Here is a 26,912-nt window from a genome sequence, read left to right on the forward strand (position 1 = left end):
CAGGGATGTTTGAGCGCCTGATGTCGCGGTCACGCTTACCGTCGCGGGAGTGGTTGCTGGTGCGTCCGTCGACAATGCCCGAAGCGGCGTGGCAATGGCTGCATTACTCGGCGCAGCAGGTACGCCAGAGCGGCACATGGCCGCCACCGGCTGACTGCCTGCATCTGCCCACGGCATTGATCATTCCGGCGTTGCATTGCAGTCATTTCTGCTTGCCCGCACCGCCCGGGCTCAAGCGTCATGAATGGCCGCAATTGTTCGAAGAGTATGTACAGCAGCCCGTCGAGAGCTTGCTGGTGAGTTGCCTGTCCCGCGAAACCGGGCATCTCGAATTGCTGGTGATGCAACGCGAAAAGGTCGAGCGCTGGCTGGCTGAGTGTGCCGAATTGGGCTTGTTGATCACCCACGGCTGGGCCGAGATGCAGTTGTTGCCGCAGCCCGAAGCCGGACAGGCCGTGCGTTGGCAGCGTGAGCAGATGGTCTGTCTGAAAATGGGTGGTGGTGCCCAACCCCGCAAATGGCTCGTGTGGCCAGACGTCCTGGGTCAGATCTTACCCCCGGCCTGGCGCGAGGTTCCTGCCGAGCATATCGAAGGGGCCTGGCCTTCACGACTGGCCCCGCTGGGGCACTTACCCAGCGTGCTGGACTGCCCGCGACCCGCTCGGTCAGGGAGCCTGCGATACCCGTCGCTGACCCGCTTGCAACGCCGGTTACTCGGTGGGTGCGCATTGTTGGTGGTCAGTTGGGGCGGGGTGTATCTGTTGCAGACCTGGCAGCAACTTGAGGTTTGGAAGGCGCAAGTTGCGACGGTCGCGGGCCCCGGCAGAACCATCGAGCAGGCCCGCGGAGCCTTAGCACGACTGAAGAGCCGCGAGGACGACTGGCGTGTACGTCAGCAGCAGGTGGTCATGCTGGAACAGGCCGTTTCCGAGTGGTTGGCGCGCGAGCCCGGCTGGTCGGTGTCGAGTAATGATTTCGATGGTCGCTTGTGGACCCTGGGCCTCAGCGGTCCAGGGCCTCTGCCCGCGCAACATTGGCAAGCCATTGCCCTCAGTGTTGGCGCCGAGCTGCGGGTCGAGCCGCAGGGGGCGGTATTCGATCTGGGGGAGCAACCATGAAACAACAGTTACGTCAAAGTATTGCCAGCTTCGAAGAGCTGCCACCCATTCGTCGCTACTGTCTGCTGGCCGGTGGGGTGCTGGTTCTGATGCTGGCTCTGGTCTTGTTGTCGCGGCCGCTGCGGGCTGTCTGGCAGGATGCGCGCCAGTGGCAGACACTGGCCCGACAGGTACAAAACCTGACGCCAGCGGTGGTGTTTTCCAACGAGCAATGGCAGGCGCTGGCGGTGACGGGTCAATTGGTCCTGACGCAGGTCGAGCGTCAGGGCGATGTATGGCGGGTGCAAGGCGAACTGCCTCGACCACAGGCCCTGACACAGTTGATGCGTACGTTGCAGGAACAGGGTGGTCGACCGCTGCGCTGGAGCCTTAAGCGCGGCGCCCAAAGTTATGTTTTTAGCCTGGATGTCGCTGGTACGACGGGGTCGCCATGATTCGCACGATGGTCTGGGGCACGCTGGTATTTGTCCTTACCCTGCTGCTCAATCTGCCGGCGGCTTTTGTCGTCCGGCAATTCGCCTGGTCGCCAGACTGGCAACCAGGCGAAATCTCGGGAAGTCTGTGGGACGGCCAGATGACCCGGTTGGGGGCCGTGGGACCGTTGGCATGGAAGGTTGAGCCCTGGGCACGGGCAGTCCGGCTGAGCGTGGCGTTTCAACAGCGCAACTGGGATTTATCAATCCACGGTTGGCCGTGGGACTGGCAGGCACAGCTAGTGCCGGGAGCGGTCAGGGCAACGCCAACGGCTGCCTTTCTCCTGGCCGGGCAGTGGAACGGTGGATTGCAGCTCAGCGGTTCGGGTCGAATCTGTCGCAGCAGTGAAGGGGCATTGAACGGTTCGCACCTGACCTTGCTGACCCCCTGGATGATCAACCTGGGCGCCACCCGAATTCAGCTGGAATGCCGGGACGGATTGAAGTTGCGGGCTGACCTGCAACTGGACGGCATGCATCGGTTTGACGTCGAAGCCGATGTGGGCCGCCAGCGGCTGCAGATCGATGGCTGGGCAGAGCCCGGTGCCGCACTTACGCCATTGTTGGTTCAGAGTCGTTGGCTGTCGCCGGGAGAAAAGCGCTTCAGCAAGGTACTGGGCGTTCGCTGATGCGCAACGTCTTCTATTTGAATGTGTTTATTGGGTCGAAAATACTGCCATGCGCATCGAGCGCCGCGACGTTCAAGCAATAATGCCCTTCGCAGTCGCTTCCTTGATCCAGGATGGGAACTCTTCCATCAGCTTGTCGTAGAGTTCCTCTTCAGAGATATCGTTCAGGTCATCCAGTGCGAAGAAACCGCAGTTATCAATGGCCCTTCCGGACATATCGTCTAACCGCTCAAGGATCCCGTAGTTCCGCCCTCCGACACCCACGAACTGCCAGAAGCAGGGAAGTGCGGCCGCCTCAGTAATCAACTTCGTTATGGCGCGGTCTTCATGGATCCCACCATCGCTGATGAACAGGACGTAGACGGGAGTCTTGTCGCTAGATTTGGCGTAGAAGTCGATCACCTGGCGAATAACCTTGGGTTCGTCATTGATCCGCTGGCCGACCCCCCATTTTTTCCAGCCGCCATCCTCGCTGTTCACGTAGTCCGAGTAGTTGGCCATGCTCACTTCAGACAACTTGCAGGGCTTGGCCCCGAACGCCCAGCAGTCGAGCGCGCCATCGTCGTCGAATGCAACCGCCAGAGGCAGTAGTCGATTGATGACTTCTTGAACTTTCCCTCGGGAGTATTGGCCATTCATCGAGCCACTGGCGTCGAGCACCAGTGCCACGCGCGCTTTCAGCTCCGTGAGTTTGACCTTTTCCAGACTGATCTGCGCTTTCTTGGCCAGGCTCACCAGGAGAGGCGCACCTGCAGCAATTTTTTTCTCAAAAGAAATCCTGGAGGATGAGGGGAGCGGGGCTCCTGGTGCTGGCGCAGCAGTTTGCTCAGCCACCTCGCCGCCAAAGTGGCGAACCAGGGCATCCAGACCGTCATTGAAGCCTTGCAAGTTGGACTGGAGCCGCCACACACCGTCCTTTCGATAGATGTCGGCAACCATGATTGCTTTTTCCCCAGCGAAGTCTCCACCCGAGAAGTTGCACGTAGCGCGCTGATGACCATCAAGCTGGTGAATTGCGAAGAAGCTGGCCGTGATGTCCTTCATCGCGCCATTGCCATCGATCGATGCCGTGAAAACCAAACGGTCAATGGTTGCGGGCAGCGTCCCAAGGTTCAATTTGAAATCGCCACCGCTCAGCAGGGTCACGCTATTACAGGGCGTAGCAGGCTGATTAAAAAAGGTCATGTAACGGTCATCAGACAATTTTCCGCTGGCATCAAGGCCAAAGCATACGAAGTCGATGACATTGGGGGACTTGATCGCGATGGACAGCGTCAGTTGGTCACCTTGGATGATGCTCGACAGGGGCAATCGTTGCCCTTGGGTAATCTGCATGCCACGTCCTTTTGATCGTCAATGAAAGGGATTTATCTTACAAGCTTGCCAATAATTGATCATTGCCCGTGATCCCTGTTTTCAGGATGACGGGCAGATGTTCATAACCGCGGGGTAGGGCGTCGGATGTGCCCTTCAGCAACGCTCGCTCAAAGTCTATATAATGCGCGTCTGTTCGTGTCAGGGCCCTGGGGCTCTGATGCAGGACTTATCTTCCGGCCATTGCCGCCGGCCATTGCTGCAAGCACCGGTTCAACGTGCTAGCGCACGCTTTGCCTTAGACCTGGAACGCCCTTTGCGTTCCGTCTCTTGCCAGCCTTCACGATGACAACCCAGCGGACCGCTGTCCGATGCCACCTGCCTGTCAGGAACCCCGGGTTGTTTTGCGCCTGCCGATTTCGGTCTTTCATTACGTCTGTGATGACTGTGGCGCGCATAAAGGAGAAAGGAATGTTCCAACTTTCCACCCCCACCGTCTTGCTGCTTCTGTTCTGTTTCTATGGCTTGACCTTTTTAGTGTCGTTGCGCGTGGGTCGCAAGGATGAAAACGTCGACGGCTATATGGTTTCCAATAACTCTATTGGTTTTGGCATGGCGGCTGCCAGCATGACCGCTACCTGGATCTGGGCCGCTTCGTTCTACGCGGCAGCCACCGCCGGCTACAAGTTCGGCATCTCTGGCGCGCTGCATTACGGCTTTTGGGGGGCGTTGATGATTTTGTTTATCTACCCCTTTGGCCGGCGCTTTCGCGCACTGGCGCCCAAGGCCCACACCCTGGCAGAGATCATGCACGCCCGCCACGGGCGTTCCAGCCAGATGATTCTGGCAGGCTCGAATATCGTCGGCAGCATAATCAGTTTGATGGTCAACTTTACCGCTGCTGGTGCGTTGGTTGCCGTGTTGTCCCCGCTGAGCTTTATTCAGGGGGTATTGATCGCTGGTTTCGGGATTTTGAGTTACACCATCTGGTCAGGCTTTCGCTCTTCAGTCCTGACGGACTTCGGCCAACTGATAGCTATGATCTTCGCCGCCGTGGTGATTATCCCCATTATTTTCTTCCAGCTTGGCGGTCCGGAACTTTTCGCCCAAGGCATGCCGAACATTTCCGCGGAGCAAGCCAGTTTCTATTCGAAAACCGCCATTCTGGAGCAGGGCGCACCGTATTTTGTTGCGGTATTGGCTTACGCCATTGGTAACCAAACGATTGCCCAGCGATTGTTTGCGGTGCGTGAAGACTTGATGAAGTCGACCTTTATCACGGCCACCATTGGTTATGCATCGATTGTGATTGGCCTGGGCATGCTGGGTTTCCTGGCCTTGCTGGCCGGTGTGCAACCGGTGGCTGGCGACTTGAATAACCTGATCCCGCAAATGGCCTCGACGTACCTGCCGCCGTTTGCAATCGGGCTGTTTTTCATCATGGTAATCGGCTCGCTGTCGTCGACCGCCGATTCGGATTTATCGGCGCTGTCCGCACTGGTGATGACTGATGTATATGGCAAGAACCTGGCCAAAGGTAAGCCAAACCCCAAAACCATGTTGTTCGTCGGGCGCTTGACCATGGTCGTTGCGACGATGCTCGCCGTGGTATTCGCCAGCCTCAAGCTGGACATCCTGACCATGCTTATCTTCGTGGGCGCGTTATGGGGCGCTATCGTATTTCCGGTAATAGCCAGTCTGTACTGGGGGCGAATCACCAATGCCGCCTTTACCAGTGCGGCCGTCGCAGGTTTTCTGATGTTTATCGTCGCGCGCTTCGAACTGCTTGAGTTGCAAGGCGCCGTGGCACTGTTCTTCGAGTTGTTTGCATCAATCGGTGGTGGGGTGGTGATTGGCTTGATGGCCTTCGGCTTCTTCGGCCGCAAGGTCGGGTTTACGTTTGGCGGGCTCGCTTTTTTGATTCTGGCGCCGTTTGCGTTCGGCTTTTTGCGTGATTACACGGTATTGCTCAGCTCACTCACTGCCTACGGCGTCAGCACCGTGGTTTGTGTAGTGGTGAGCTTGATGTCCAACGAAGATTTCGACTTTGATTGCATCAACGAACGTGTCGTGGCCTTCCACTACGGCGCCAATGGCGCCACTGAAAACAAAGGAGCTTCCCCATGTCCGGTTTTGCGTTAACCCTGTATGTATTGATCTGGCCCGTCATTGCGGCGGCCGTGATGATCACCTTGTGCGTCAGCTTGTACCGCGACATGCGCAAGGCAAAACGTGAAGGCACTGACCTGGTGTAAACCGATCCGAGGTGCGGGCAAGCGATAGGTGTTTGTCCGTACCCATTTCAGCCTCACTCCAACCTTCACTTTGCATCCAATGCAGCAGCGATCCCACGTGCTGAGCTGACAATCATCAATCGGTATTTGAAGAATGAATCGTCCGCTGTTTATTTCTCTAGATGGGCCCAAGGGAACCGGCAAAACCACACTGTTGGAGGCCGTTACGAAAGTACTGAGGGCAGACAACAAAAAGGTGATCCGACTTTGCGAGAAAAAAAGCGATCCCTATAGGGGTGAAACAATGGCCCTCGTTAACAAGCTCGTCAGAAATCCCAGCCGGGATTTGGAGTTGGGGGTTTGTGAGCGCTTTGCTGATAGCCGTACCTGGATTTCCCAGCACGTGCTGGCTAAGCAGCCACCAGGCAGCATCATCTTGATCGATCGCTGGTACCCGTCGGATGCCGCGTTTCGCCGGATAATCCCGTTTGCAGAGATTCTACAGCTAAATATTGATCGAAACGTGCAAGTGCCAGACCTGCATGTCGGGGTTGTCACCGCCCCTGATATTTCATGGGCGAGGGCAGCGGCACGACAGCGTGGGCTGAGCAGTACTGTGATCCATAAGCTGGAAGAACATGTTGCTTGTACCCAGGCGTTCGAGCGAGCGATTGCAGATCACGGCTGGTTTTTATGCCGTAATGAAGGAACGATTGAAGACGCAACGATGCAGGTGATTTCTGAGATCTATAGAGTCCTTCGATGCCCGTAGGCGAAGTTCGCTGCGCCGGCCTTGATGCGGTTGAGATAGCCGTAGATATAGATCGTTAGCAGGATCGAAGGGGGGATTTGGGGTGAGTCTTACCACTGCAGAACGCGTGTCGAAAACTTCAACTATGCTCAGAATTCTCGCCACGGAAGGGTGGATACAGCAATGTTCAAGGTCTTCAGTTGCTACGTTCCTCTCTACGCTTCAGTCATCCTTTCCGGGTGCTCCACTGCCCCATCGCTAGATGATTCGCTGAAAAGAGACCGTGCGCTGATCAATGACAATGGCTATTACGTTCCCGCGCATTTAAGTCATCTGTTTCGCGCCGAACGAACGGCTGTCGCGAGGAGTAGACCCCCGAACGTAGGCCTCGCGTTGGCGGGTGGCGGGACAAAAGCGTCGAGTTTTGCCATGGGAGTCCTTCAAGGAATGCACACCTCGGAGTTCATGAAAAACATCGACATTCTCTCCACGGTTTCTGGGGGAGGCTACGCGGGTTACTGGTACTACTCGCGATTGATCGCGGATACAGGAGAAGAGTTTAGACGACCCGATAAGTTTGAGTCTGAACGCTTGAACCCTTTTTTTGCAGATTGTTTGCCTTCTCGATACATGAATTTGTTAGAAAAGGGGCTGCTGCCCAAGTTTCCTAAGCCATGTCCGATAAACAATTTCACTAACTATGATCCTTCTTTGCCGCCTTCGGCGTCGGGCGCAAAGGACCTCAACGATCCATATCGATATCAGAACTACATCCGCGCGTATCAAGATCTTTTCAGTACTGGACGCAATATGTTTGGCCTCCGCGCCTTCAATTATGACACCACCGAAGAAGATAGCAGCATTAATAATGAAATCGTTGAAAACTCGGTTCTGTTGGTGGCTTCGGCAGTCGCCAACATTGTGCCGAACATGCTTTTCGATTGGCAGTGGAATATGTCTTCAACTCAGCGCGCATATGCCAAGGGCATAGCTCGCACCTACGGGGCTAGTCCACCGCTTTGTGAGGAAGGGGGGTGTGTTAAGCCTCTGTTCAAAAAAGGTGAAATACGTCGCGAAGGCAATATTGGCGAGGCGCGGGAACTAAATTTCGCAGACGTTCGGAGAACGTACGAAGAGAAGGGGGCGCCGATGTGGATCATCAACGCCACAGCCGGGGAGGACCGGTCTGTGTTTGATTTCGCGGGACAATCAGACTTGCGCTTTACCTCCTATGAGTTCACCCCTTATGGGTATGGATCTGGCCTATACGGTTATCGGCTAGGTGAGCTCAAGGGAATTACGCCTACGGAGGCGGTCGTCTCGTCCGCGGCCTTCTTTGATGATCAACAGAAGGGGGAAATGAGTCCTCCGTGGCGCAATCTCGCCGCTGCGGGTATGAAGGTGTCAACGCTGAACTGGGGGAGCTCCTATCGCAACCCCAACGTGCAGGACTTCGCCTATTTTGGCCACATGGCATTGCCGTTCCCTCTTTACTACGTTGACCGTCTCAAGGAGCCGAAGGAGTCGACCTACATCCACCTCTCCGACGGCGGACAGTCCGAGAACCTGGGTGCTTACGCATTGATACGACGCGGGTTGCCTAACATCATTATTTCCGATCACGCAGAGGATCGCGGCGGCAACATGCATGACATCTGCCGTCTCAAAACCCAGATCCGTAAGCAAGGACTCTCGTTGCGGCTTCCTGGACTTGAGGGCTTGGATGAGCTTTGTGCTCAGGAGGGTAAGCCCACAGTAGGGTATGACATCTATAACTGGCGCCATCCTGTCCTGCTCGGATGCATTGTCGATAGCGCAACTGACGGTGACGCTTGTGTTGAGCCGAGCGCTGACGAGAAAGCGAAAGGGAAGTACTTCGCACGGCTGTTCGTTATTAAGCCAGCACTGGGTAGCGAGGCTGTTGCTCACTCTTTGAAAGCTATCGCGAAGGCTTGTACCAGCGTTGAGGGGAACTGCACAGAAGCCCTCACTTCTGCTTGCACCAAGACCTACCCAGATAGCAAAAGTCCGATGTGGAAAAATGCAGCGCCTGCGTCTTGCGAGATGTATGGATTCATTCGAAAAAATGGGCCGGGGACCTCAGGTATTGCCAAAGATGAATGCCCGCATTTCCCGCAGTATGGAACGGTAGCCATGACCGTGGATTCCTCACCCTGGATGTACGGGGCAATGCGGGATTTGGCTGCTTACTATACCGGGCGCGTGGCGGCGCTTTTCGACGGGCAGGGTAACGTTCACTCACGATTGTTCAATGATGAATTGAGCTACCAAGCCCAATCGAAGATCAAGTCGGTGCCGGCTGGTGATGCGTCGTTGCTTTTTACACCGAAGGCGGGGAGTGCAGGGCAGTGCTACGGATCAGGAGGCGACAAAACAGCATTCGACTGATCCAACGAAGCACTATATTGAGGTCACGGCTTTTGGCATAGGTATAGAAAGCCTGGATCGCGCGCACATGTGCCGCAGTAGTGTTGTAAGCGCGGTACCTTAGCTTGAGTTGAACGGGACAAGTATGGGCAACGGCGCCGCATATAGTTTCAATGCGCTGAAGCCCGACTTCGAGTAGCGGGTCACAGTTCAATTTCATGACGATGTTTGCGTGATATGAATGCGATTGTGCTGGTGGCAGCCAGCTGCGCTTTTCCATTTCCTAGGCCATAGGTTGATTGGAGTTGGCATTCACAAACGGAAAAGGTTCTCTAGCTAGACGACACGGAGCAAACGCCCGTATGCTCTCGATTCCTTATCTGCATGGACTCCTTCGTGGACCCCAGCCCCGCAACACACAGCCGCTGTCCAGATTCTGAATTTGGTCGTGCCGCCAAATGATCGAAACTATCCTTACCCTCATTCTTGGCATCCTGGTCATCCTGGCGATCATCGCAGTGAATGGCTATTTTGTTGCGCAAGAATTTGCCTACATGGCGGTTGACCGTACCAGGCTCTCAGCATTGGCTGCTGCCGGTGATACGTCGGCAAAGCGCGCATTAGCCGTCACGAACCGCACAAGCTTTATGCTGTCGGGTGCCCAGCTTGGCATTACCGTCACAGGCTTACTTGTTGGTTATGTCGCGGAGCCCTTGGTAGGTGAGTCTTTAGGTGTTCTGCTCGCAGGAACCGGTATTCCGGTTGAAGCTAGGGTGGCCGTCGGTACAGGTCTAGCCCTAGTTGCGGCTACGATTATCCAAATGATCGTGGGTGAGCTTTATCCGAAAAATCTTGCCATTGCGAACCCTGAGCCCCTGTCGCTTGGGCTTGCCCGCTCCACGCTCTTTTATATGTCGGCCTTCGGCTGGCTAATCAGTTTCTTCGACAAATCTGCCAACCTTCTCCTGAAATTACTGCGTATCGAGCCGATTCATGATCTCGACGTGAGCGCCTCGGCTACCGATCTGCCGCACATAATCGCTGACTCGCGCGACAGTGGCGACCTACCACGTGAGCTTTCACTCATGATGGATCGCATCCTCGACTTCCCGCAACGCAATGTCGAGCACGCTATGGTGCCCAGATCACAAGTTGACTGGGTTGAGCCAGATACGACGCTCGAAGAGCTGCGAGGGCTGATGGCGCGTGCCCACACCCGATACCCGGTGATTGATGACGATGATGCCCCTGTGGGCGTTGTACATCTCGCCGACGTGCTTGCACGTCTCTCCACGGGAAGCAGTAATGAGACCGTTGCATCGCTGATGAGACCTGCCAAGGTGCTGCCGACGCTGATGCTGCTGCCAGATGCTCTTGATCAGTTGGTTCAAACAACCGATCAGTTAGCTTGTGTTATCGACGAGTATGGTGGTTTCGCTGGGGTGCTCACGATTGAAGATCTCGCCATGGAAATCGTCGGTGACATTACCGATGAGCATGACGCAGAAGTCGGCGATGCCATCGTGTCTGAAGGGGAAAACATCTGGACAATGGAAGGCGACGTTCACCTCGACGAAGTCAGGCGCATTATTGGTCACGACCTGCCGCGCGTTGATGTTGAGACGGTGGCAGGTATGCTGATCGCTGAGCTTGGCGCACTGCCTGGAGAAGGCGACACAGTCACCGTTGATCTACCTATCGATGCTGCCGAGCTGGTCTCCGACGAGCCGGTGAGATATCGACTCGAAGTTGATGTCCTGCGTATTGAACGACATGTTCCGACTGAAGTTCGCGTACGGCTGGTCAAAGTGTCTATGGCGGAGGAAGGCCAATGAATGATCCGCTGATAGTCACGATAGCAACAGTCGCGCTCATCGCGCTGAGTGGCTTATTTGTTGTCATCGAGTTCGCGTTGCTCGGCGCTCGCCGGCACCGCCTTGAAGAGCTGGCCGTCAACAGTCCGTCTGCTCGTGCTGCGCTGCGCGGCATGAATGATTTGACGTTGATGCTTGCCGGTGCTCAGCTGGGTATCACGCTGTGTACTTTTGCCCTAGGTGCGGTGACAAAACCTGCGGTCGACTTATGGCTCGGCCCAGTGTTCATCGCGTGGGGCTTGCCTGAGTGGGCTGCTGGTGGCGCAGCTTTCGGCTTTGCGCTTTTCCTGGTGACGTTCTTGCACCTGGTTGTCGGTGAGATGGCGCCCAAGTCCTGGGCCATTGCACACCCGGAAAGATCCGCTCTGGCAATTGGCATCGTCTCGCGCATCTATACCTGGCCGCTACGTCCGCTGTTGCGCTGGGTGAATCGAATCGCCAACCGTCTCGTAAAAGCCTCAGGTGTTGAGCCAGTTGAAAGCGCCGCAGTTGGTGGTCAGGATATTGAGACCATAAGGCAACTCGTTGAGCATTCGGCGAAGGTCGGCACGCTACAGCCGCAGATGCAGCAGCAGATTTCAGGCCTGATCGACCTGGGCACGCTACCCGTCGAAGCTCTGCTAATCGAGCGGGAGGCGCTGGTTCACGTTACGCGGGATGCGACGGTGGCGGATGTCCGTACTGCGGCCATCCAGTCTGGGCACCTGCGCATTCTCGTTCTGGGAACCGAGGGCATACAACCCTCGGTGGTTCACGTACGCGACACCTTGCTTGAGCCAGAGACTCGGTTTGCGCATGAGCTTGCACGAGAAGCTTTTGTGCTTGACGCGAAAACTCCCGTCTATGAAGCGCTTGCGCGCATGCGTAAATCGAGCACTCAGCTTGCTTTAGTCGTGAGCGCGGATCGCTTGCTGGGCGTTGTAACACTGGCCGACATCCTCAAACGAGTACTCCCTGCTGCCTCTAATGCCTAGCGTCCGCACATATAAATGCTGAGAGTTTCCCCGTAGCTATTTGGCAGTTACACCTTGCTTGGGAAAGACAGTTTTCAGCTGAGCTTCGTTTGCTGATCAAGCTCACAACTCTATGCGGCTGACCACGAATTGAAGCTGCTCACTAGTTTCATAGGGTCTAGGGTGAGTAACCTGAGCGGCTTCTTCGGGTCGATTGCGGCCTGTCGCGACAGGCAGAAAACGACCCATAGCTGCCAGTCATTTGTGTCTAAAAAATCAGGGGCAATTCAGGGCGATGCGGGCCTCAAGAAAGAAATCGAATTCGAAACGAAGCTGCGCGATTTGCTCGCAAAATATAGCTATAGCCTTAAGGACGTGATCAACCTGCTAGATCCACAAGCAGGTCGTCGCGCTCCAGCCGTCGAGTCCAAAGCAGGCAGCCGCAAGCCACGCCAGTTGAAGGTTTATAAAAATCCACATACCGGCGAAGTCTTAGAAACCAAAGGCGGCAACCACAAGACTCTGAAAGAGTGGAAAACAGAGCATGGCTCCGCTACCGTTGAGTCTTGGTTAACCAAGTGATTTTGGTTTGAGCACAAAAGGGCCCTATTAGGCCCTTTTTGCTTGGAGGCTGTTATTCAGAAACTGTTGTTACCTGGTCACTTATAAGCTGAGCCAAAATTCGCACAGGCTCCGTAAAACTCTGCCGAGACCGATGTACCAGCCCGATATCACGGTGAAAGGTGTGTTGTCCCAAATCGAGCGCTCGTACACCAGCGGGCCATTGCTGATGGGTTTCCGTCTGTGGCACCAGCGCTATGCCTAAACCATTTTCAACCAGCTTGATGATGGCCTCCAGTTCATCCAGTTCGCAAACCTCCCGCAATGTGAAATGCATCTGTCGCAGGAAACGATCGACCTGCCTGCCGCCGAAGGATGATCGGTCATATCGAATGAATGGCTGGCTGGACAGCAGTTCCGACCAGTCTTCTCCTTCCAGCTCGCGTGGCACGATCAGTCGGTAGGGCTCTAGCGCCAACGTCGTCCAGCGCAGGTCACTTTGAAGGGAGAAGGGCGGGCGAATGATGACGGCCATGTCGATTTCGCCCGCGTCTACGAGGTTCACCATCTCCATTGAAAGCCCGGGGATGACACGTGTGCGGCACTGCGGACACTGTTGGTGAAACTTCGCCAGCGCATCGGGCAAATAGGAACGCTGCACGGATGCGATCGCACCGATGTTGACCAGCACGCTGGGAGGTTCGCCCAGCGTAGTGGAGCCAAGATTGTCGTAAAGCCTGAGCAGCTCCTGCGCCTGCAGAAGTATCTGATGACCCATTTTGTTGAGATGGGCTGAGCGTCCTTTCCTGTCGAAAATTTCAAAACCGAGCTCGGTTTCCAGGCGCTGGATTTGCGCGCTCACGGCGGCCTGAGTCAGGCCGATCTTGTTGCCGGCAGCGGCGAATGTGCCTTCCCGCGCCACAGCAATGAGTGTCTTCAGTTCTTTGATCATTCACAAATATTAATTGTGTTTCTAAGAAATATATATTGATTTTTATGTTCGGTTTTCCGTCCTACGATGTTTCCCATCCTCGGCAACGGCTGAATCCAGAGAGCCAATGACGGTGGAAATGTTTGCCAACCAACAAAAAATATTTGGAGTTCTGATGAGCCTCTCGCCATTCCACCTTGCGATCCCTGTTTACAACCTGGCTGCGGCGCGCACCTTTTACGGTGAGGTCTTGGGTCTTGAAGAAGGGCGCTCCAGCACGCAATGGGTCGATTTCGATTTTTATGGTCACCAACTGGTGATTCACGGACATCCAAAAACCGCTTCGCAGGAAAGCTTCCATAGCAACCCGGTCGACGGACACGATGTTCCTGTTCCGCACTTCGGCATCATTTTAGGTTGGGAACAGTGGGAGGCACTGGCCGAGCGTCTGAAGTCGTTTGGTACCGAATTCGTGATTGAACCGTACATTCGATTCAAAGGCCAAGTGGGCGAGCAAGCCACCATGTTTCTCTTTGATCCGTGCGGCAACGCTCTTGAGTTCAAGGCTTTCAAGGATATGAGCCAGCTCTTCGCCAAGTAACAACACCCATGGCACAACCGCGTTGTGCCATTTGATCTCAAGTGAGCTGGAAGCTCATGACTCTAGCAGCTGCGAATAGACGCAGACCTTTCATTCCAACAAGAAGGCTAGACATGAAACGTATTCCCTTGGTGTGGCAAATCGTTGCCGGGCTGTTGCTTGGCGTGCTTGTAGGTTGGTACTTCAATACGCATCCGCACTATCAGACATGGGTGAGTGCGGAGATCCTCAAACCGCTCGGTGACATCTTTATCAAGATGATGAAGATGGTGGTTGTACCTATCGTGTTCTGTTGCATGATCCTGGGCATTGCAGGCGGTGGCGATAACAAGTCGTTTGGCCGTATGGGGATAAAGTCGCTGGGCTACTTTTTTGCGATTACGGCCTTGGCCATTGTCATCGGCTTGTGTTTCGCCAACGTTTTCGAGCCGGGTACGGGCACCGACATTTCCGGTATTTCGCACGGTACTGCAGCGATCACTCTGGAGCCGTCCAAAGGCGCATTGGTCATCTTGCAGAACATCGTCCCTGACAATGTGTTGGTTGCTATGTCAGAAGCGAAGTTGCTGTCCGTGCTGTTTTTCGCCGTGCTGTTAGGCATGGCATTGAACGCTCTGCCGAAGGACAAAAGCGCACCTTTCATCGCGCTGGTTCAGAGCCTTTCCGATGCGATGTTCAAGGTCGTCTCAATCGTCATGGCTTACGCGCCGATCGGTGTGTTTGGGATGATCGGCGCGACCGTGGCGACGTTTGGTTTCGCCTCGTTGCTGCCGTTGCTCAAGTTGATCGGGGTGGTTTATCTGGCGCTGATTGTTTTCGCGTTGGTGATACTCGGCGGTATTTGCTACTTGATTGGCGAAAACATTTTCAAGTTGATCCGCTACTTTCGCAATGAGTTGATTCTGGCATTTTCGAGTGCCGCGTCAGCCGCCGTCATGCCGCAGTTGATGACGCGATTGGAGAGCTACGGTGTACCGCGTAGGATCGTCAGTTTTGTGGTGCCGGTGGGGTATGCGTTCAATCTGGATGGTGCATCGATTTTCCTGGGCGTTGCGACGATTTTTGTCGCTCAGCTTTATGGAATTGATCTGTCGTTGTCTCAGCAGATCTTGCTGGTGGTCACGATGGTGCTGACTTCCAAAGGTGCTGCAGGGGTGCCTGGATTCGCCATCATTATCTTGTCTGCGACGTTGGCTTCTGCCGGCCTTCCATTGGAAGGGGTGGCGCTTATCGCGGGGATCTTCAGGATTATCGATAGCGGAACCACCACGCTGAACGTGCTGGGTAATGCCATCGCCCCCTTGGTAATCGCCAAGTGGGAGAGGGCGGCCCTTGAGCCTTCACGAGTCAATCAGGTAGTGCAAAAAGCATAGCAATCCGCGGGAAGGCGTCCGACAGGAAACGCTAACGGCTGAGTCGGTTCATCAGATGCAGGCAGGGGTTTATAGACGACCGGTCTAGTTTTGTGTAGGCTGCCTTCCCTATGAAGAAACCTATCCAAGACATGCGACAGCACATCATCGATGTGGCCAAGTCGCTGATGACCAACAAGGGGTACACCGCCGTGGGGCTGTCGGAAGTGCTGACAACCGCTGGCGTACCCAAAGGGTCGTTCTATCACTACTTCCGCTCGAAAGAAGAATTCGGCCAAGCACTGCTCGAAGAATATTTTCAGGAGTACATCGGGCGCGTCGATATAGTCATGGCCGCAGAAGGAACCGGAGCGGAGCGGTTGCTCGGCTATCTGCACTACTGGGCAAAAACGCAAGCGTTCGATCATCCAGAGGAGAAATGCCTAGTGGTGAAACTGGGCGCTGAAGTCTGCGACTTGTCAGAAGATATGCGCACGGTGCTGGAAGAAGGTACCGCGCTGATCATTCAGCGGATCATGCGTTGCGTCGAGCAGGGCATGGCCGATGGTTCCGTATCGCAGACTCAGGACGCGGCGATATTAGCCGAATCGCTTTATCAGCTATGGCTTGGCGCCTCGCTGTTGGTCAAGGTCAAGAAGACCACGGCTCCCTTTGAAACCGCACTGATCACAAGTAAACGCCTGCTGGTCTAGGGGCGTTTTTTTAACCAAATTACTAGACGACCGGTCTAATAATTGAGGTATTCAACATGATTTATAACAGTCATAACACCGACCTTTTTTCGCCCATGCAGATGGGCGCCTTGCAGCTGGCCAACCGTATTGTCATGGCTCCCGTGACACGCAGCCGGATGTCGGAGGACGGCGTGCCGAATGAAATGCACGCCACTTACTACGCCCAGCGTGCAGGCGCAGGCCTGATCATCGCCGAGGCCACGAACATTTCTGCTCAGGGGCGTGGCTATGCCATGACGCCTGGTATCTGGTCGGAAGAGCAGGTGGCAGGCTGGAAAAAAGTCACTGACGCGGTACACGCTGCAGGCGGCAAGATCGTCAGTCAACTATGGCACGTAGGTCGCTTCTCCAGCGTCGAGTTGCAGCCAAACGGCGAAGCGCCGGTGGCGCCCTCGGCAATCAAGGCCGAAGGTACCACCTATACCAACAATGGCATGGTCGAAGTGTCCATGCCTCGGGCGCTTGAGACTTCAGAGATCCCGGGGATCATCGAGCAGTACAGGCATGCGGCAGAAAATGCCAAGCGAGCCGGTTTTGACGGTGTGGAAGTCCATTCTGCCAACAGCTATCTGCTCGACCAGTTCCTGCGTGATTCCACCAATCAGCGAACTGACCAGTACGGCGGCTCCATCGAGAACCGGACACGACTGACACTTGAAGTCACCGAAGCAGTGGTAGCGATTTGGGGCAGTGACCGGGTCGGTATCCGCCTTTCACCAGTAACCCCTGATGCAGGTAACACGCCTCCAGACAGCAACGTCATGGCGACCTACGGTCACCTCATTCAGCAACTGAACAGATTCAACTTGGCCTACCTGCATTTCGTTGAAGGCGCCACCGCCACCTCTCGTACCGTTCCCGAGGGGGTGGATCTGGACGCGCTGAGTGCGCAGTTCGAAGGGCCGTACATTGGCAACAACAACTATGACCTGGAAATGGCGCTGGAGCGCAGGGCGCAAGGGCGGATTGATGCCGTGGCGTTTGGTCGTTTGTTCATTGCTAACCCCGACCTGGTAGAGCGCCTGCGTCGCGGTGTCGAGCTGACCATCGCTCCGCGCGAGAGTTACTACGGCGGAGGCGCCAAGGGCTACATCGATTGGCCAACGGCCAACTCCAACTAATGAACAGTTCCCCTCGCGTCAGCTCGGCGCGGGGAGACTCCGGCGCGAAAGCATTTCGCCGCAAAAGAGGCACTCAAGTATGAATTATCTGCAAAACAAGGTTGCCATCGTCACTGGCGCATCTTCCGGCATTGGTGCTGCCACCACCCGCGCATTGGCCGCACAGGGCGTCCGCGTCGTGGCAGCAGCACTCGATCAGAACGGGTTGGAAGCGTTTGTTGCGGAGCTGCGTGAGGCCGGGAGCGACGTGGTCGCCTTCACCACAGACGTTACCCATCTGGATCAAACCAAAGCTCTCGCAAAGTTTGCACAAGACACCTACGGCGCTGTGGACATCCTGGTCAACAACGCCGGTCTCATGCTCTTTTCCAACTGGGTCGATTTGGCCGTGCAGGATTGGGAAAAGATGATCGATGTAAACATCAAGGGCTATCTCAACGCTACTGCTGCGGTACTGCCGTTCATGTTGGAACAGAAGTCCGGGCAGATTCTCAACATGGACTCTGTCGCAGGTCACCAGGTTGGGCCGGCGGCGGGTGTTTACAGCGCTACCAAGTTTTTCGTCCAGGCCATGACCGAGTCCATGCGCAAGGAGTTGGGCGTACAGCACGGCATCCGCGTCAACACCGTCAGTCCCGGCGTCATCAACACCGGCTGGGCGGACAAGGTCAGCGATCCTGAAGGGCGCAAGGCTGCTCAGGAGCTGAACCGGATTGCCATTGCGCCTGACGATATCGCCCGTGCTGTGATTTACGCGCTCAACCAACCGGAAAACGTCACCGTCAACGATCTAATCATCTCGCCGACACGCCAGGATTGGTGATCGTTGGTGGGCCATGCCCGCGCCCATCCAGACCTGATGGGCAATCGGAAATTTTTCAATCAGGAGTCCATCATGAGCAATCCAACTTACGTCCAGGAATACAACGCGATCGTCGACGTGCTTAGCCAATACAACGACGGTGGTGCCAAGGCTGACAGCGCTTTGATGAAGCCCGCTTTCAACGAGCAAGCGACCATGTTTGGGGTCGATGGCGACAAGCTCGTCGGCGGCGCGATCCAGAATCTGTACGACGTCATCGACAACGTGTTTCGTCCATCTCCCGAAGCCAAAGCCGCGATCGTTCGCATCGACATCGTGGGCACTGCCGCCAGTGCACGGGTCGATACCGACAACGTTTCGGGATTTTGCTTCACCGACTTCTTCAACCTGCTGAAGGTAGAAGGCAAGTGGACGATCGTCAGCAAGATTTACCACACCCATTCGAGCGTTTGAGCACTCAAGCGCCTCTGGCGAGGTGTGTTGTACCTCGCCCTTTTTGAAAGGAGAGAACCATGTCAAAGAACATCAAGGCAGTACCGACTTCCGAGTACAACGCTGTCATCGCTACCGCCAATCAGTACGTTGAAGGTCTGCGTGTGGGCAGTGCAGAAGGGGTTGCTCAAGCTTTCCATAAAGACGCCGTGATGTACGGTTTCACAAATGGTGAACTGCTTGGCGGCCCGATCAAGAATCTGTTTGATTTCGTTCAGAAGAACGGCAGCGCCCCAGAAATTTCGACTCGGCTCGACATACTGGCGATCACACCCACAACAGCCGTGGTGCGTGTCGATATGGAAAAGGATGCGATCGGTGCCAACTACAACGACTACCTGACCCTGATCAATATCGGCGGCACCTGGAAGGTCATCGCCAAGGTTTATCACCAGTTCGAAGGTTGAGCGTTCACCGATCCCGATTGAATCAATGCCGGGATCGGAGCTCGTTTATCGTCAAATGGAGAAGCGATCATGAGTAAGGTTTTCATCATCGGCGCCGCTGGCAAAGTGGGGCGGCGATTGGTTAAGCAACTCGTCGGGCGAGGTCACGAAGCGATCGCACTGCATCGGAACCCGGAGCAGGGGAGTGAGCTTGCGGATTTGGGAGCGACGCCCATCGAAGGCAATTTGTTGGAGCTTAAGTCAGGGCAAATGGCGCAGCTTATGTCGAGCAGTGATGCCGTTGTCTTCACTGCAGGTGCAGGCGGCGCAGGTATGGATCTGACCAATGCGATTGATGGACGAGGATTGGAGTTGGCAGTGGCCGCAACCATTCAAGCAGGTGTCCGGCGTTTCATTCTGGTCTCGGCCTTCCCCGATGCGCTGCGTGGTACCCCGGTATCCGAAAGTTTCGAAAATTACATTGCCGTGAAAAAACGAGCTGATGCTCACTTGGTGGGGACGGGTTTGGATTGGGTGATTGTGCGCCCAGGAACACTTCTGGATGACACCGGCACTGGGAAAATCCGTGCTGACGTCGCTATTCCTTACGGTGAAGTTTCAAGAGATGACGTGGCAGCGACACTTGCCGAGTTGATCGATCAGCCCAAGGTGAGCCGGGTCATTATCGAACTCACTCAGGGTGATACGCCAGTCTCCGACGCGGTTCGCAGGCTTGGTCGTGGGCGTTGCTCGCAATGAAGTTGGTATTGGTTGGCGCTACCGGTCTTGATGGGCGCGAGGTACTGAAACAGGCGCTCGATGATCCACGAATCAGTCAGGTGGTTGCACCGACTCGCTGTGCGCTTGCTGCACATCCCAAGTTACATGCGCCTCTAACAGACTTCGACAATCTACCGGAAACAGTCGACTGGTGGCGGGCGGATGCCGTGATTTGCACATTGGGTACGACGATGCGGCGCGCTGGATCGAAAGACAGTTTTCGACTTGTTGATTACGAGTACCCGTTGGGTGTGGCGCGCTTGGCCAGGATGAATGGCACCTCAGCATACGTTCTCAATTCGGCCACCGGAGCGAACCCAAGCTCGAGCTTTTTCTACAACCGGGTAAAGGGCGAGTTGGAGACATCTCTTACAGGGCTTGGTTTTGAATCACTCACCTATGTGAGGCCCGGCGTCATCAGTGGGGCGCGCGACGAACTGCGGTTGGGTGAGCGAGCACTGGTAGTGGTACTGGGCCTGGTGGGGAGATTGTTACCCGTTCGCTGGCAACTTAACCCCGCGCCGCGAATCGCCCAGGTGTTGCTCGAATCAGCCCTTGAGCGCAGACAGGGTGTTCACATCATCACCTCCGAGCGCTGCATTTGAGCCGGAGTTAGCTGTTTTCACAAATAGATCATTTGAAGGGAGATACACGATGCCGATGGTTGAGTTTTCCGCTGTCTTGGACAGCGATACAGGACACGCCTGGAGCGTGTTGAAAAAATTTGGAGAGATTCATAAATGGCATCCCTCTATAGTCGAAAGCAGTATTGAGGATAACCAGCCTGACGGATTGGTTGGTTGTGTTCGCAAGCTCACACTGGCCGATGGTGCGGTTGTCAGGGAGCGTTTGTTAACGGTGGATGATCGCAATCTAACGTTGTGCTATCGCTTCGAGGAGTCCCCGTTACCATTAGATAACTATCTCGCCGCTGTGAAATTGGTCTCACTTACGGGACAGTCCAAGACGTTCATCAATTGGTCTGCAAGCTTTGACCTGCAAGATTTAAATACAGCAGACCACTACCAGGAACTCATACGAGGGCTGATCGTGGATGGCCACAATAGTCTTCAGTTGTTTCTAATCCGGCATTAAAGATTTAAACGAATTGACACGTCCAGTCCTGGCTAGGCAAGCATTCTAAACTTGAATGCAAAAGGGCCCTTGGAAGCTGATGACATTCAGCTAAGTTGACTTAATGCGGCCATCGCTGAATATCCGAGTTTCGATCAGGGTGTTTTATTTAACCAAGTGCATTGCTGGAACTCTGGCGGGCCGTAGCCTGCGTAACGTCAGTACGAGGATTAAAAACTCAGGCCAGTCGTTCGGCTGGCAGGGATGCACGCCGGGCTGGGGCGTTAGGGTCACATAAAGCAACGCCTGGTATGTAGGGCGCCGGGTTAAGCCGCCATCGCTTGGGCAGCAGAGGCCCTTCGACCAGCAATCGCTTGGCGAGACGGAACTCGTTGCGATGGTCGCCGATCACGCCAGGGCGTATCAAGGCTAAGGCTGCGCTAAGGCCCGACGCTCGCGCGAGATCAACTGCTGGAACAGGAGGCGACCGAGCTTATCGGCACCGCAGAGCGCCTGAGTTCCAAAATTTTACGCTCATGCACAGCTCCCCATTCCCGCATGGCACTCACCAAAGGCGCGAGAGAGCTACCTAATTCTGTCAGCGAATACTCCACCTTTGGCGGCACCTCGCGATAGATTTCGCGATGAATAATCCCATCAACCTCCAGCTCTCTCAGTTGGAGTGTCAGCATCCTCTGAGTGATATCTGGTATTAGGCGTCGCAGTTCGTTGAAGCGCTTCGTTCCTGACATCAGGTGAAAGAGTATGAGCGATTTCCATTTTCCACCAATGACATCGACAGTAAACGCCACGGGACAAGCGAAGGCCTCAACTTCATCCTGAGGGCTACATTTTTTCACTATTATCACCATGGTATAAAAAGTGTGCCTACAGCACATAATTGTGCGTACTTACACGTAAGTGCTGCGTAAGTTAGCATGATTCCATATTAACCACTATGGAATCCGCTTGATGAGCTTGCTGCTTTCGCCCCATGAAATTAAAGGCCTTAAACTGAAAAATCGCGTTGTTATGTCCCCTATGTGCATGCACATGGCAGCGGATGATGGCTTTGTCACTGAATGGCACCGCGTTCATTATGGAGCTCGTGCTCTGGGTCAGGCGGCGCTGATTTTTCCCGAAACGTTGGCTATTCAGGCTGACGGTCGTATCGGAGCCGGTGACCTCGGTATTTGGAGCGATGAACACGTTGTCGGCTTGAAAGCGCTAACTGAACTGCTTCACAGTTTTGGTGCAAAAGCCGGCGCTCAGATCGGCCATGCGGGGCGCAATGCTGACCTGCCCAATCTCATTCACATCGCGCCATCGGCGATTCCGTTCACGGAAACCAGCCCTGTTCCTCGCGAACTCGCGGCGGATGAAATTCCGGGTTTGGTTAAGCTTTACGGCGATGCCGCACGGCGTGCCAGCGACGCTGGATTCGATGTACTCGAGATCCATGCCGCGCACGGTTACTTGTTGAGTGAATTTCTCTCGCCGCTGGCTAACACCCGCGACGATGAATACGGCGGTGATGCCAAGCGTCGCTATCGCTTCCTGCGCGAGGTGTTGGAGGAGGTAAAAAATCATTGGGGTGATCGTCCTCTGTTCGTACGGATATCCAGCTCTGATTACGCCGATGGCGGAAACACGCCTGAGTCGTTCCTTGAATATGGTCGCTGGATGAAAGAGCAGGGTGTTGACCTGATCGACTGCAGCTCCGGCGGAATCAAGATGGTCAAGGTGCAGACCTACCCGGGTTACCAAGTACCTGCCGCCGAATTACTGCGTAAGGAGCTGCATATTGCTACTGGTGCTGTGGGTGTGATTCAGAGTGGGCGTCAGGCTGAAGAAATTTTGCAAAACGGCCGAGCTGATCTAGTGTTCGTGGGTCGCCAAATGCTGCGAGATCCATTCTGGGTGCGCACCGCAGCAGATGATCTGAGGGAGGTCATAGAGATTCCTGAGGCCTACACACGTTATGGATCTGTCTGGCTTGATACCAAAGCCTGAAGCTTTTCTGCATTAATCAAATCAGTAATCAATGCAATCCAACGAGGCAGGAGTAAAACCATGAGCAAACCTACTTACGTACAAGAGTACCAAGCTATTACCGAGGTACTGAACAAGTACATTGAGGGATGCAAGCAGGCCAAAAGTAGCGTCATGAAGCCAGCTTTCAGTGAGCAAGCAACGATGTTTAGCGTTGATGGCGAAGGCAAGCTGTCAGGCGGCGCGATTCCAATTCTGTTCGAAGGGATTGACAAGGGTTTCCGCCCATCTCCTGACGCTCCGGCAGCCATCGTCCGCATCGAGATCGTCGGTACAGCGGCTAGCGCTCGCATCGACGCTAACGACATGTCAGGTATCTCCTTCACCGACTTCTTCCATTTGCTGAAAGTCGAAGGTCAGTGGACGGTAATCAGCAAGATCTTCCACACCCACGTCGCCCCTTGAACCTCTGCCATCCTTGAGAAGGGGCAGATGAGGCTTCGCAGCACGCCTAATTTAATAATGCACACACCCAAGCAATACAAAGGAAAGATCATGAAAACCATCACCTCCGCTTTCGCCCTTTCCGTCGTGACTCTGTCGCATGGTGATGCACTTGCAGCCGACCAGCGGAGCGTTGAACACAACACGGCAGAATTCTTAAAATCCCTCGAAGGCGGCAAGACACTGGATTCCATGACGCCGGTCGATGCCCGCGCTGCGCTGGTGGCTGCCCAGGCTGCCCCGCAAGTGGCCTTGCCGGCAGCTGTCGTCAGCGAGAAGATAATCAGTGTCAATGGCAGCGACCTGAAGCTGACCATCGTTCGCCCGGTCGGCAGCGAACAGAAGACGCTACCTGCGTTCATGTACTTCCACGGAGGCGGCTGGGTCTTGGGAGACTTCCCGACCCACGAACGGCTGGTGCGTGACCTGGTGGTAGGCTCGGGTGCGGTGGCGGTCTTCGTCAACTACACCCTCTCGCCTGAGGCGGGATACGGCGTCGCCATCCAGCAAGCCTATGCAGCGACAAAATGGGTGGCCGAGCATGGCAAAGAGATCAAGGTAGACGGCAAGCGCCTCGCCGTAGCTGGCAACAGCGCAGGCGGGAACATCGCGGCCGTGGTTGCCTTGATGGCGAACGAGAAGGGTGAACCAGCACTGCGCTCGCAAGTGTTGCTTTGTCCGGTGACGGATGCGAACTTCGACACGCCGTCCTACAAAGAGTTTGCCAACGGTTACTTCCTGACGAAGAACTTGATGGTGTGGTTCTGGGACAATTACACGCCCGACGCCGAAGCACGTAAGCAGATTTACGCTTCACCGCTGCAGGCGACGGTTGAGCAGTTGAAGGGCTTGCCGCCGACCCTGATCCAGACCGCCGAATTCGATGTACTGCGCGATGAAGCTGAAGCCTACGGCCGAAAGCTCGACGCTGCAGGTGTACATGTGAAGTCGGTGCGCTACAACGGAATGATTCACGATTTTGGGCTGTCGAACGCGTTCAGCCATCTGCCGGCGCCCCGCAGCGCGATCGCGCAGGCATCTCAAGAACTCAAGACCAACCTGAACAAGTAATTTCAAGAACAAAGAACCCGCAGGTCACGGTGAAACTGCGGGATTGATTATTGAAAACACAGCGTTCATTTCATTGCGCTGCTACAGCAGCACCGAAGTTTTCGGAACGTCTGCTGTGCTTTTTGCAGTTGAGTATAAATCAGTAATTTCCAAACTTATTAAGAGCGACTAAATGAAAATTACTTTTATCAAAAATTTGTTTTTTGTTGCAGTAATTTCGAGCTTGGGCACGATTGCTCAAGCAGAGAACTTACCGAGCGCCCAACAAGTAATCAGTAGTAAAACAGTGAGCAAACCTACGTACGTAGAAGAATACCAAGCTATCACCGAGGTGCTTAACAAGTATATTGAGGGTTGCAAGCAGGCCAAGAGCAGTATCATGAAACCCGCTTTCAACGAACATGCGACGATGTACAGCGTCGGCGCCGATGGCAAGCTGGCAGGCGGTGCGATTCCAATCCTGTTCGATGGGATCGACAAGGATTTCCGCCCATCTCCTGGCGCACAGGCGGCTATCGTTCGTATCGAGATCGTCGGTACTGCGGCTAGCGCTCGCATCGACGCTAACGACATGTCAGGTATCTTCTTCACCGACTTCTTCCATTTGCTGAAAGTCGAAGGGAAGTGGACTGTAGTAAGCAAGATCTTCCACACGCATGTAGCGTCTTAATTATCCATCCGAACAGTACAGGCCGCATCGGCCTCTGCCCTTACCTTGAATACCCCGTGCTTGTTAGCTGAGCCGCGTGCTTAAAGCCCATGAGCATTACCAGCAATTGAGTCGAGGATTGTGGAGGATTAGAAACTAGGGCAGGGCGATGATGTTCCAGACCGGCGTCATCCTGAACTCCATCCTCTGACTACCAGCACCGGGGCATGATCAGCCAAGCGGAGAGCGCAGGCGTGAAGATGGAAGCCGGCAGGGTCAAAACCACCACCTTGCGAGCATCGTCCTCAGATGCACATTGGCAGGTAACCCGGAGTTAACGCTGGCTCCCCATCCGCTGGGAGCTAGCATTAGGACTGGGTGACGCAAATAGACATTGGGCTGCTCCAGGCCGTACTAGAATGTATGTGAGGAGTTATGGCCTAGCTAGTAGTCCGCTTTTAAAGTCTGAATAACGGAAGCTTCGAACGGGTACATCCTGAGGGAGCAACGAAATTTCACCTCGCAACACGTTGATTTATCACGTAACGGTTTTTAAATCTGAATCTCTGGTTTTTAGGTACCGCATAACATATGCGCGACCATAGAGTAATACTTGATTTAACAGGGGGGCGATGTCATATGTTCATAAGCCGCTCACAAGCCCACTTCACTTGGCTCAATAGCTCAAAATGAATGCGCTTGTTCATCGATTTAGGTTCATGGGCGCTATTTTCCTGCTCGTCTTGGTTGGCCCGATCTATGGCGGTTACTCCTCCAGTGATGACTAGGGTGAGTCCCTGGGGTTGAGGAGCAGGGAGATCCTTTCGTGCGTGTGCGGATATTGGCGATAAAAAGATTTTTGTGCGTGGTAACTCAGAATCTGACGCCATTCAGAAATGGTGCAAGGTGGCCATCTTCATTGCGATAGATGAGCGTAGACGGATGCTTTTGCTTTATAAGTTTTAGTAATAATTTAGAATATGGAGCGGATTTCAGGATTTATTTTTAATACGTGTGAACACTGCAGGCTCTAACTAACAGAGCACTGCATGGGATTCTGCGCTATCAGGTACTGACAAGTCCAAAAAAAAGTCCGCCCAGCCTGGTCCCCTCCATGAGTCCCCCATTTTTAAATCGTTAGGCTGGGCGGGCGGGATAATCGTAAGCATTTTATACCGGAAGAGCTTTAGGATGCGTCTCAAAAATGGCCCTCAAGACGGCCATTTTTACTAATCTACCATCGGCCTGCCTATCTATAAGTTCATAAATAATTCATCGTGAAGGTAAGGGCAGTATTGGCCGTGCCTACGCTAAGCTCTTTATCCTGAAGCCTTACATAGGTAGCACTTAGCGGGATCTTGAAATTTCCGCCGTTCGTGTCATAGGAATCAACCGGATAAAATTTATCCAGCGTTAACGGTGTTCCGTTACCGTCCATAATACGCAAACCAACACCTTTAGCGGTGGAGGTTCCGTCTAAAGAGACCAGGCCGGCCGTCGGGTCGATAACCGGTGTGTTAGCGAGCAACGAATAAGTGACTTTGGAGATGCCTTCCTGGCACTCATTCAGCTCAATATTGAAGTTGACCGGGTTCGTTTCACCAAGGGTGCCCGTGATTTCACTTGCGACATAATCCCCCATATTCACCGAGACATCAGGTGTTTTACAGGACGCCGCTGAAATCGTCAGATTACCGGAAAGCGTGAAGTTGTGAGTGATCAGTTTCCCGAATTTATAGCTTCCAATTTTAAACGGGCCAACGGTAGTGCCGTGCTTGATTTTTCCTATTTTAACAAATCTTATAATGAACGGGCCCGTACTCGAACCCAAGACATTTCCTTTGCCTACCGTTTCTTCTCCATACAATTTCAGGGGTCTTGAAGTTCCATTGATGGTATCGAGAATTTCGATTGCAACCCCGGTGTCTTTTATCGGAAATGTGTAACTGTTCACCATTGGGGCGCCCAGATGGGGCTCAGGGACTAAACCCGCAAGATTTTTTTCCTCGCACGTAATATTATTGTTTGGTCGTGCTGTTGCGCTGGATTGATAAATCAGACTGTCGTTTTCCAAATCGGCTGGCAT

At 54.4% G+C, this 26,912-nt stretch carries 28 protein-coding genes; 24 read left to right on the forward strand and 4 right to left on the reverse strand.

Annotation, left to right across the window (positions count from 1 at the left end):
* The first annotated feature begins 5 nt into the window (after positions 1–5).
* From ACZRJ6_RS21980 to ACZRJ6_RS21990, 3 genes are read left to right on the forward strand one after another with little or no spacing between them, the layout of a single operon-like run.
* Positions 6–1,118, forward strand: coding sequence for a type II secretion system protein GspL (locus tag ACZRJ6_RS21980; RefSeq protein ID WP_463970078.1), 1,113 nt, complete (start codon positions 6–8; stop codon positions 1,116–1,118).
* The gene (gene gspM / locus ACZRJ6_RS21985) at positions 1,115–1,552 is read left to right on the forward strand and encodes a type II secretion system protein GspM (RefSeq protein WP_463970079.1); all 438 of its coding nucleotides are present in this window, start codon (positions 1,115–1,117) and stop codon (positions 1,550–1,552) included. The genes ACZRJ6_RS21980 and gspM overlap by 4 nt, the downstream gene beginning before the upstream one ends.
* A complete protein-coding gene (locus ACZRJ6_RS21990; RefSeq protein ID WP_463970080.1) occupies positions 1,549–2,220 on the forward strand; it encodes a hypothetical protein in 672 nt (223 codons plus the stop codon). The genes gspM and ACZRJ6_RS21990 overlap by 4 nt, the downstream gene beginning before the upstream one ends.
* 72 nt (positions 2,221–2,292) lie before the next feature.
* On the opposite strand, the gene ACZRJ6_RS21995 is transcribed toward ACZRJ6_RS21990, so the two are convergent.
* Positions 2,293–3,555, reverse strand: a complete 1,263-nt coding sequence (locus tag ACZRJ6_RS21995) for a VWA domain-containing protein (protein WP_463970081.1) — start codon at positions 3,553–3,555, stop codon at positions 2,293–2,295.
* Positions 3,556–4,005: 450 nt separating this feature from the next.
* Here ACZRJ6_RS21995 and ACZRJ6_RS22000 point away from each other — a divergent pair, with 450 nt between their 5' ends.
* From ACZRJ6_RS22000 to ACZRJ6_RS22030, 7 genes are all read left to right on the forward strand, one after another.
* Positions 4,006–5,676, forward strand: a complete 1,671-nt coding sequence (locus tag ACZRJ6_RS22000) for a sodium:solute symporter family protein (RefSeq protein ID WP_463970082.1) — start codon at positions 4,006–4,008, stop codon at positions 5,674–5,676.
* Positions 5,658–5,789 carry a putative transporter small subunit gene (locus ACZRJ6_RS22005; RefSeq protein WP_218575104.1) on the forward strand — a complete coding sequence of 44 codons (132 nt, stop codon included), beginning with the start codon at positions 5,658–5,660 and terminating at the stop codon, positions 5,787–5,789. Before ACZRJ6_RS22000 ends, ACZRJ6_RS22005 begins: the two co-directional genes overlap by 19 nt.
* 133 nt (positions 5,790–5,922) lie before the next feature.
* On the forward strand, positions 5,923–6,540 hold the full coding sequence (locus tag ACZRJ6_RS22010; RefSeq protein ID WP_463970083.1) for a dTMP kinase: 618 nt from the start codon (positions 5,923–5,925) through the stop codon (positions 6,538–6,540).
* Between the two features lie 162 nt (positions 6,541–6,702).
* Positions 6,703–8,928, forward strand: a complete 2,226-nt coding sequence (locus ACZRJ6_RS22015; protein ID WP_463970084.1) for a patatin-like phospholipase family protein — start codon at positions 6,703–6,705, stop codon at positions 8,926–8,928.
* Positions 8,929–9,365: 437 nt separating this feature from the next.
* Positions 9,366–10,742 carry a hemolysin family protein gene (locus tag ACZRJ6_RS22020; protein WP_463970085.1) on the forward strand — a complete coding sequence of 459 codons (1,377 nt, stop codon included), beginning with the start codon at positions 9,366–9,368 and terminating at the stop codon, positions 10,740–10,742.
* Entirely contained in the window at positions 10,739–11,755 is a 1,017-nt protein-coding gene (locus ACZRJ6_RS22025; RefSeq protein ID WP_463970086.1) for a CNNM domain-containing protein, read from the forward strand. Before ACZRJ6_RS22020 ends, ACZRJ6_RS22025 begins: the two co-directional genes overlap by 4 nt.
* A gap of 243 nt (positions 11,756–11,998) precedes the next feature.
* Positions 11,999–12,316, forward strand: a complete 318-nt coding sequence (locus tag ACZRJ6_RS22030; RefSeq protein WP_463970110.1) for a histone-like nucleoid-structuring protein, MvaT/MvaU family — start codon at positions 11,999–12,001, stop codon at positions 12,314–12,316.
* A gap of 52 nt (positions 12,317–12,368) precedes the next feature.
* On the opposite strand, the gene ACZRJ6_RS22035 is transcribed toward ACZRJ6_RS22030, so the two are convergent.
* Entirely contained in the window at positions 12,369–13,247 is an 879-nt protein-coding gene (locus ACZRJ6_RS22035; RefSeq protein WP_463970087.1) for a LysR family transcriptional regulator, read from the reverse strand.
* Positions 13,248–13,401: 154 nt separating this feature from the next.
* Between ACZRJ6_RS22035 and ACZRJ6_RS22040 the strand changes: the two genes are divergently transcribed.
* From ACZRJ6_RS22040 to ACZRJ6_RS22085, 10 genes are all read left to right on the forward strand, one after another.
* A complete protein-coding gene (locus ACZRJ6_RS22040) occupies positions 13,402–13,827 on the forward strand; it encodes a VOC family protein (protein WP_463970111.1) in 426 nt (141 codons plus the stop codon).
* A gap of 113 nt (positions 13,828–13,940) precedes the next feature.
* A complete protein-coding gene (locus ACZRJ6_RS22045; protein WP_463970088.1) occupies positions 13,941–15,200 on the forward strand; it encodes a cation:dicarboxylate symporter family transporter in 1,260 nt (419 codons plus the stop codon).
* A gap of 110 nt (positions 15,201–15,310) precedes the next feature.
* On the forward strand, positions 15,311–15,892 hold the full coding sequence (locus ACZRJ6_RS22050; protein ID WP_463970089.1) for a TetR/AcrR family transcriptional regulator: 582 nt from the start codon (positions 15,311–15,313) through the stop codon (positions 15,890–15,892).
* A gap of 56 nt (positions 15,893–15,948) precedes the next feature.
* Entirely contained in the window at positions 15,949–17,055 is a 1,107-nt protein-coding gene (locus ACZRJ6_RS22055; protein ID WP_463970090.1) for an alkene reductase, read from the forward strand.
* Positions 17,056–17,134: 79 nt separating this feature from the next.
* On the forward strand, positions 17,135–17,878 hold the full coding sequence (locus tag ACZRJ6_RS22060; protein WP_463970091.1) for an SDR family oxidoreductase: 744 nt from the start codon (positions 17,135–17,137) through the stop codon (positions 17,876–17,878).
* A gap of 72 nt (positions 17,879–17,950) precedes the next feature.
* Positions 17,951–18,331, forward strand: coding sequence for a nuclear transport factor 2 family protein (locus ACZRJ6_RS22065; protein ID WP_463970092.1), 381 nt, complete (start codon positions 17,951–17,953; stop codon positions 18,329–18,331).
* 59 nt (positions 18,332–18,390) lie between these two features.
* Entirely contained in the window at positions 18,391–18,777 is a 387-nt protein-coding gene (locus tag ACZRJ6_RS22070; RefSeq protein WP_463970093.1) for a nuclear transport factor 2 family protein, read from the forward strand.
* A 69-nt stretch (positions 18,778–18,846) separates the two neighbouring features.
* Complete coding sequence (locus ACZRJ6_RS22075; protein ID WP_463970094.1) at positions 18,847–19,515, forward strand: NAD(P)-binding oxidoreductase; 669 nt, start codon at positions 18,847–18,849, stop codon at positions 19,513–19,515.
* A complete protein-coding gene (locus tag ACZRJ6_RS22080) occupies positions 19,512–20,141 on the forward strand; it encodes a Rossmann-fold NAD(P)-binding domain-containing protein (RefSeq protein ID WP_463970095.1) in 630 nt (209 codons plus the stop codon). The genes ACZRJ6_RS22075 and ACZRJ6_RS22080 overlap by 4 nt, the downstream gene beginning before the upstream one ends.
* Positions 20,142–20,190: 49 nt before the next feature.
* Positions 20,191–20,631 carry an SRPBCC family protein gene (locus ACZRJ6_RS22085; RefSeq protein WP_463970096.1) on the forward strand — a complete coding sequence of 147 codons (441 nt, stop codon included), beginning with the start codon at positions 20,191–20,193 and terminating at the stop codon, positions 20,629–20,631.
* Between the two features lie 443 nt (positions 20,632–21,074).
* Here the strand turns inward: ACZRJ6_RS22085 and ACZRJ6_RS22090 are convergent, their stop codons facing one another.
* On the reverse strand, positions 21,075–21,470 hold the full coding sequence (locus tag ACZRJ6_RS22090) for a winged helix-turn-helix transcriptional regulator (RefSeq protein ID WP_463970097.1): 396 nt from the start codon (positions 21,468–21,470) through the stop codon (positions 21,075–21,077).
* Positions 21,471–21,582: 112 nt separating this feature from the next.
* On the opposite strand from ACZRJ6_RS22090, the gene namA reads away from it, so the two are divergent.
* The 4 genes from namA (at position 21,583) to ACZRJ6_RS22110 (ending at position 24,847) form a co-directional block, all read left to right on the forward strand.
* Positions 21,583–22,623 carry an NADPH dehydrogenase NamA gene (gene namA / locus ACZRJ6_RS22095; RefSeq protein WP_463970098.1) on the forward strand — a complete coding sequence of 347 codons (1,041 nt, stop codon included), beginning with the start codon at positions 21,583–21,585 and terminating at the stop codon, positions 22,621–22,623.
* Between the two features lie 60 nt (positions 22,624–22,683).
* A complete protein-coding gene (locus tag ACZRJ6_RS22100) occupies positions 22,684–23,067 on the forward strand; it encodes a nuclear transport factor 2 family protein (RefSeq protein WP_463970099.1) in 384 nt (127 codons plus the stop codon).
* A 90-nt stretch (positions 23,068–23,157) separates the two neighbouring features.
* The gene (locus ACZRJ6_RS22105; RefSeq protein ID WP_463970100.1) at positions 23,158–24,177 is read left to right on the forward strand and encodes an alpha/beta hydrolase; all 1,020 of its coding nucleotides are present in this window, start codon (positions 23,158–23,160) and stop codon (positions 24,175–24,177) included.
* Between the two features lie 286 nt (positions 24,178–24,463).
* Entirely contained in the window at positions 24,464–24,847 is a 384-nt protein-coding gene (locus tag ACZRJ6_RS22110; RefSeq protein ID WP_463970112.1) for a nuclear transport factor 2 family protein, read from the forward strand.
* Between the two features lie 1,240 nt (positions 24,848–26,087).
* Here the strand turns inward: ACZRJ6_RS22110 and ACZRJ6_RS22115 are convergent.
* Positions 26,088–26,912, reverse strand: coding sequence for a fimbrial protein (locus ACZRJ6_RS22115; RefSeq protein WP_463970101.1), 825 nt, complete (start codon positions 26,910–26,912; stop codon positions 26,088–26,090).

This window comes from Pseudomonas sp. C321, assembly GCF_055407105.1.

Excerpts from the sequence above, each read along its gene's own strand:
- ACZRJ6_RS21995 (WP_463970081.1), bottom strand. The coding sequence starts at position 3,555 with ATGCAGATTACCCAAGGGCAACGATTGCCCCTGTCGAGCATCATCCAA.
- gspM (WP_463970079.1), top strand. The coding sequence starts at position 1,115 with ATGAAACAACAGTTACGTCAAAGTATTGCCAGCTTCGAAGAGCTGCCA.
- namA (WP_463970098.1), top strand. The coding sequence starts at position 21,583 with ATGAGCTTGCTGCTTTCGCCCCATGAAATTAAAGGCCTTAAACTGAAA.
- ACZRJ6_RS22080 (WP_463970095.1), top strand. The coding sequence starts at position 19,512 with ATGAAGTTGGTATTGGTTGGCGCTACCGGTCTTGATGGGCGCGAGGTA.
- ACZRJ6_RS22050 (WP_463970089.1), top strand. The coding sequence starts at position 15,311 with ATGAAGAAACCTATCCAAGACATGCGACAGCACATCATCGATGTGGCC.
- ACZRJ6_RS22055 (WP_463970090.1), top strand. The coding sequence starts at position 15,949 with ATGATTTATAACAGTCATAACACCGACCTTTTTTCGCCCATGCAGATG.
- ACZRJ6_RS21980 (WP_463970078.1), top strand. The coding sequence starts at position 6 with ATGTTTGAGCGCCTGATGTCGCGGTCACGCTTACCGTCGCGGGAGTGG.
- ACZRJ6_RS22085 (WP_463970096.1), top strand. The coding sequence starts at position 20,191 with ATGCCGATGGTTGAGTTTTCCGCTGTCTTGGACAGCGATACAGGACAC.
- ACZRJ6_RS22000 (WP_463970082.1), top strand. The coding sequence starts at position 4,006 with ATGTTCCAACTTTCCACCCCCACCGTCTTGCTGCTTCTGTTCTGTTTC.
- ACZRJ6_RS22020 (WP_463970085.1), top strand. The coding sequence starts at position 9,366 with ATGATCGAAACTATCCTTACCCTCATTCTTGGCATCCTGGTCATCCTG.
- ACZRJ6_RS22040 (WP_463970111.1), top strand. The coding sequence starts at position 13,402 with ATGAGCCTCTCGCCATTCCACCTTGCGATCCCTGTTTACAACCTGGCT.
- ACZRJ6_RS22045 (WP_463970088.1), top strand. The coding sequence starts at position 13,941 with ATGAAACGTATTCCCTTGGTGTGGCAAATCGTTGCCGGGCTGTTGCTT.
- ACZRJ6_RS22060 (WP_463970091.1), top strand. The coding sequence starts at position 17,135 with ATGAATTATCTGCAAAACAAGGTTGCCATCGTCACTGGCGCATCTTCC.
- ACZRJ6_RS22070 (WP_463970093.1), top strand. The coding sequence starts at position 18,391 with ATGTCAAAGAACATCAAGGCAGTACCGACTTCCGAGTACAACGCTGTC.
- ACZRJ6_RS22105 (WP_463970100.1), top strand. The coding sequence starts at position 23,158 with ATGAAAACCATCACCTCCGCTTTCGCCCTTTCCGTCGTGACTCTGTCG.
- ACZRJ6_RS22100 (WP_463970099.1), top strand. The coding sequence starts at position 22,684 with ATGAGCAAACCTACTTACGTACAAGAGTACCAAGCTATTACCGAGGTA.
- ACZRJ6_RS22035 (WP_463970087.1), bottom strand. The coding sequence starts at position 13,247 with ATGATCAAAGAACTGAAGACACTCATTGCTGTGGCGCGGGAAGGCACA.
- ACZRJ6_RS22025 (WP_463970086.1), top strand. The coding sequence starts at position 10,739 with ATGAATGATCCGCTGATAGTCACGATAGCAACAGTCGCGCTCATCGCG.
- ACZRJ6_RS22010 (WP_463970083.1), top strand. The coding sequence starts at position 5,923 with ATGAATCGTCCGCTGTTTATTTCTCTAGATGGGCCCAAGGGAACCGGC.
- ACZRJ6_RS22065 (WP_463970092.1), top strand. The coding sequence starts at position 17,951 with ATGAGCAATCCAACTTACGTCCAGGAATACAACGCGATCGTCGACGTG.
- ACZRJ6_RS22015 (WP_463970084.1), top strand. The coding sequence starts at position 6,703 with ATGTTCAAGGTCTTCAGTTGCTACGTTCCTCTCTACGCTTCAGTCATC.
- ACZRJ6_RS21990 (WP_463970080.1), top strand. The coding sequence starts at position 1,549 with ATGATTCGCACGATGGTCTGGGGCACGCTGGTATTTGTCCTTACCCTG.
- ACZRJ6_RS22005 (WP_218575104.1), top strand. The coding sequence starts at position 5,658 with ATGTCCGGTTTTGCGTTAACCCTGTATGTATTGATCTGGCCCGTCATT.
- ACZRJ6_RS22115 (WP_463970101.1), bottom strand. The coding sequence starts at position 26,912 with ATGCCAGCCGATTTGGAAAACGACAGTCTGATTTATCAATCCAGCGCA.
- ACZRJ6_RS22075 (WP_463970094.1), top strand. The coding sequence starts at position 18,847 with ATGAGTAAGGTTTTCATCATCGGCGCCGCTGGCAAAGTGGGGCGGCGA.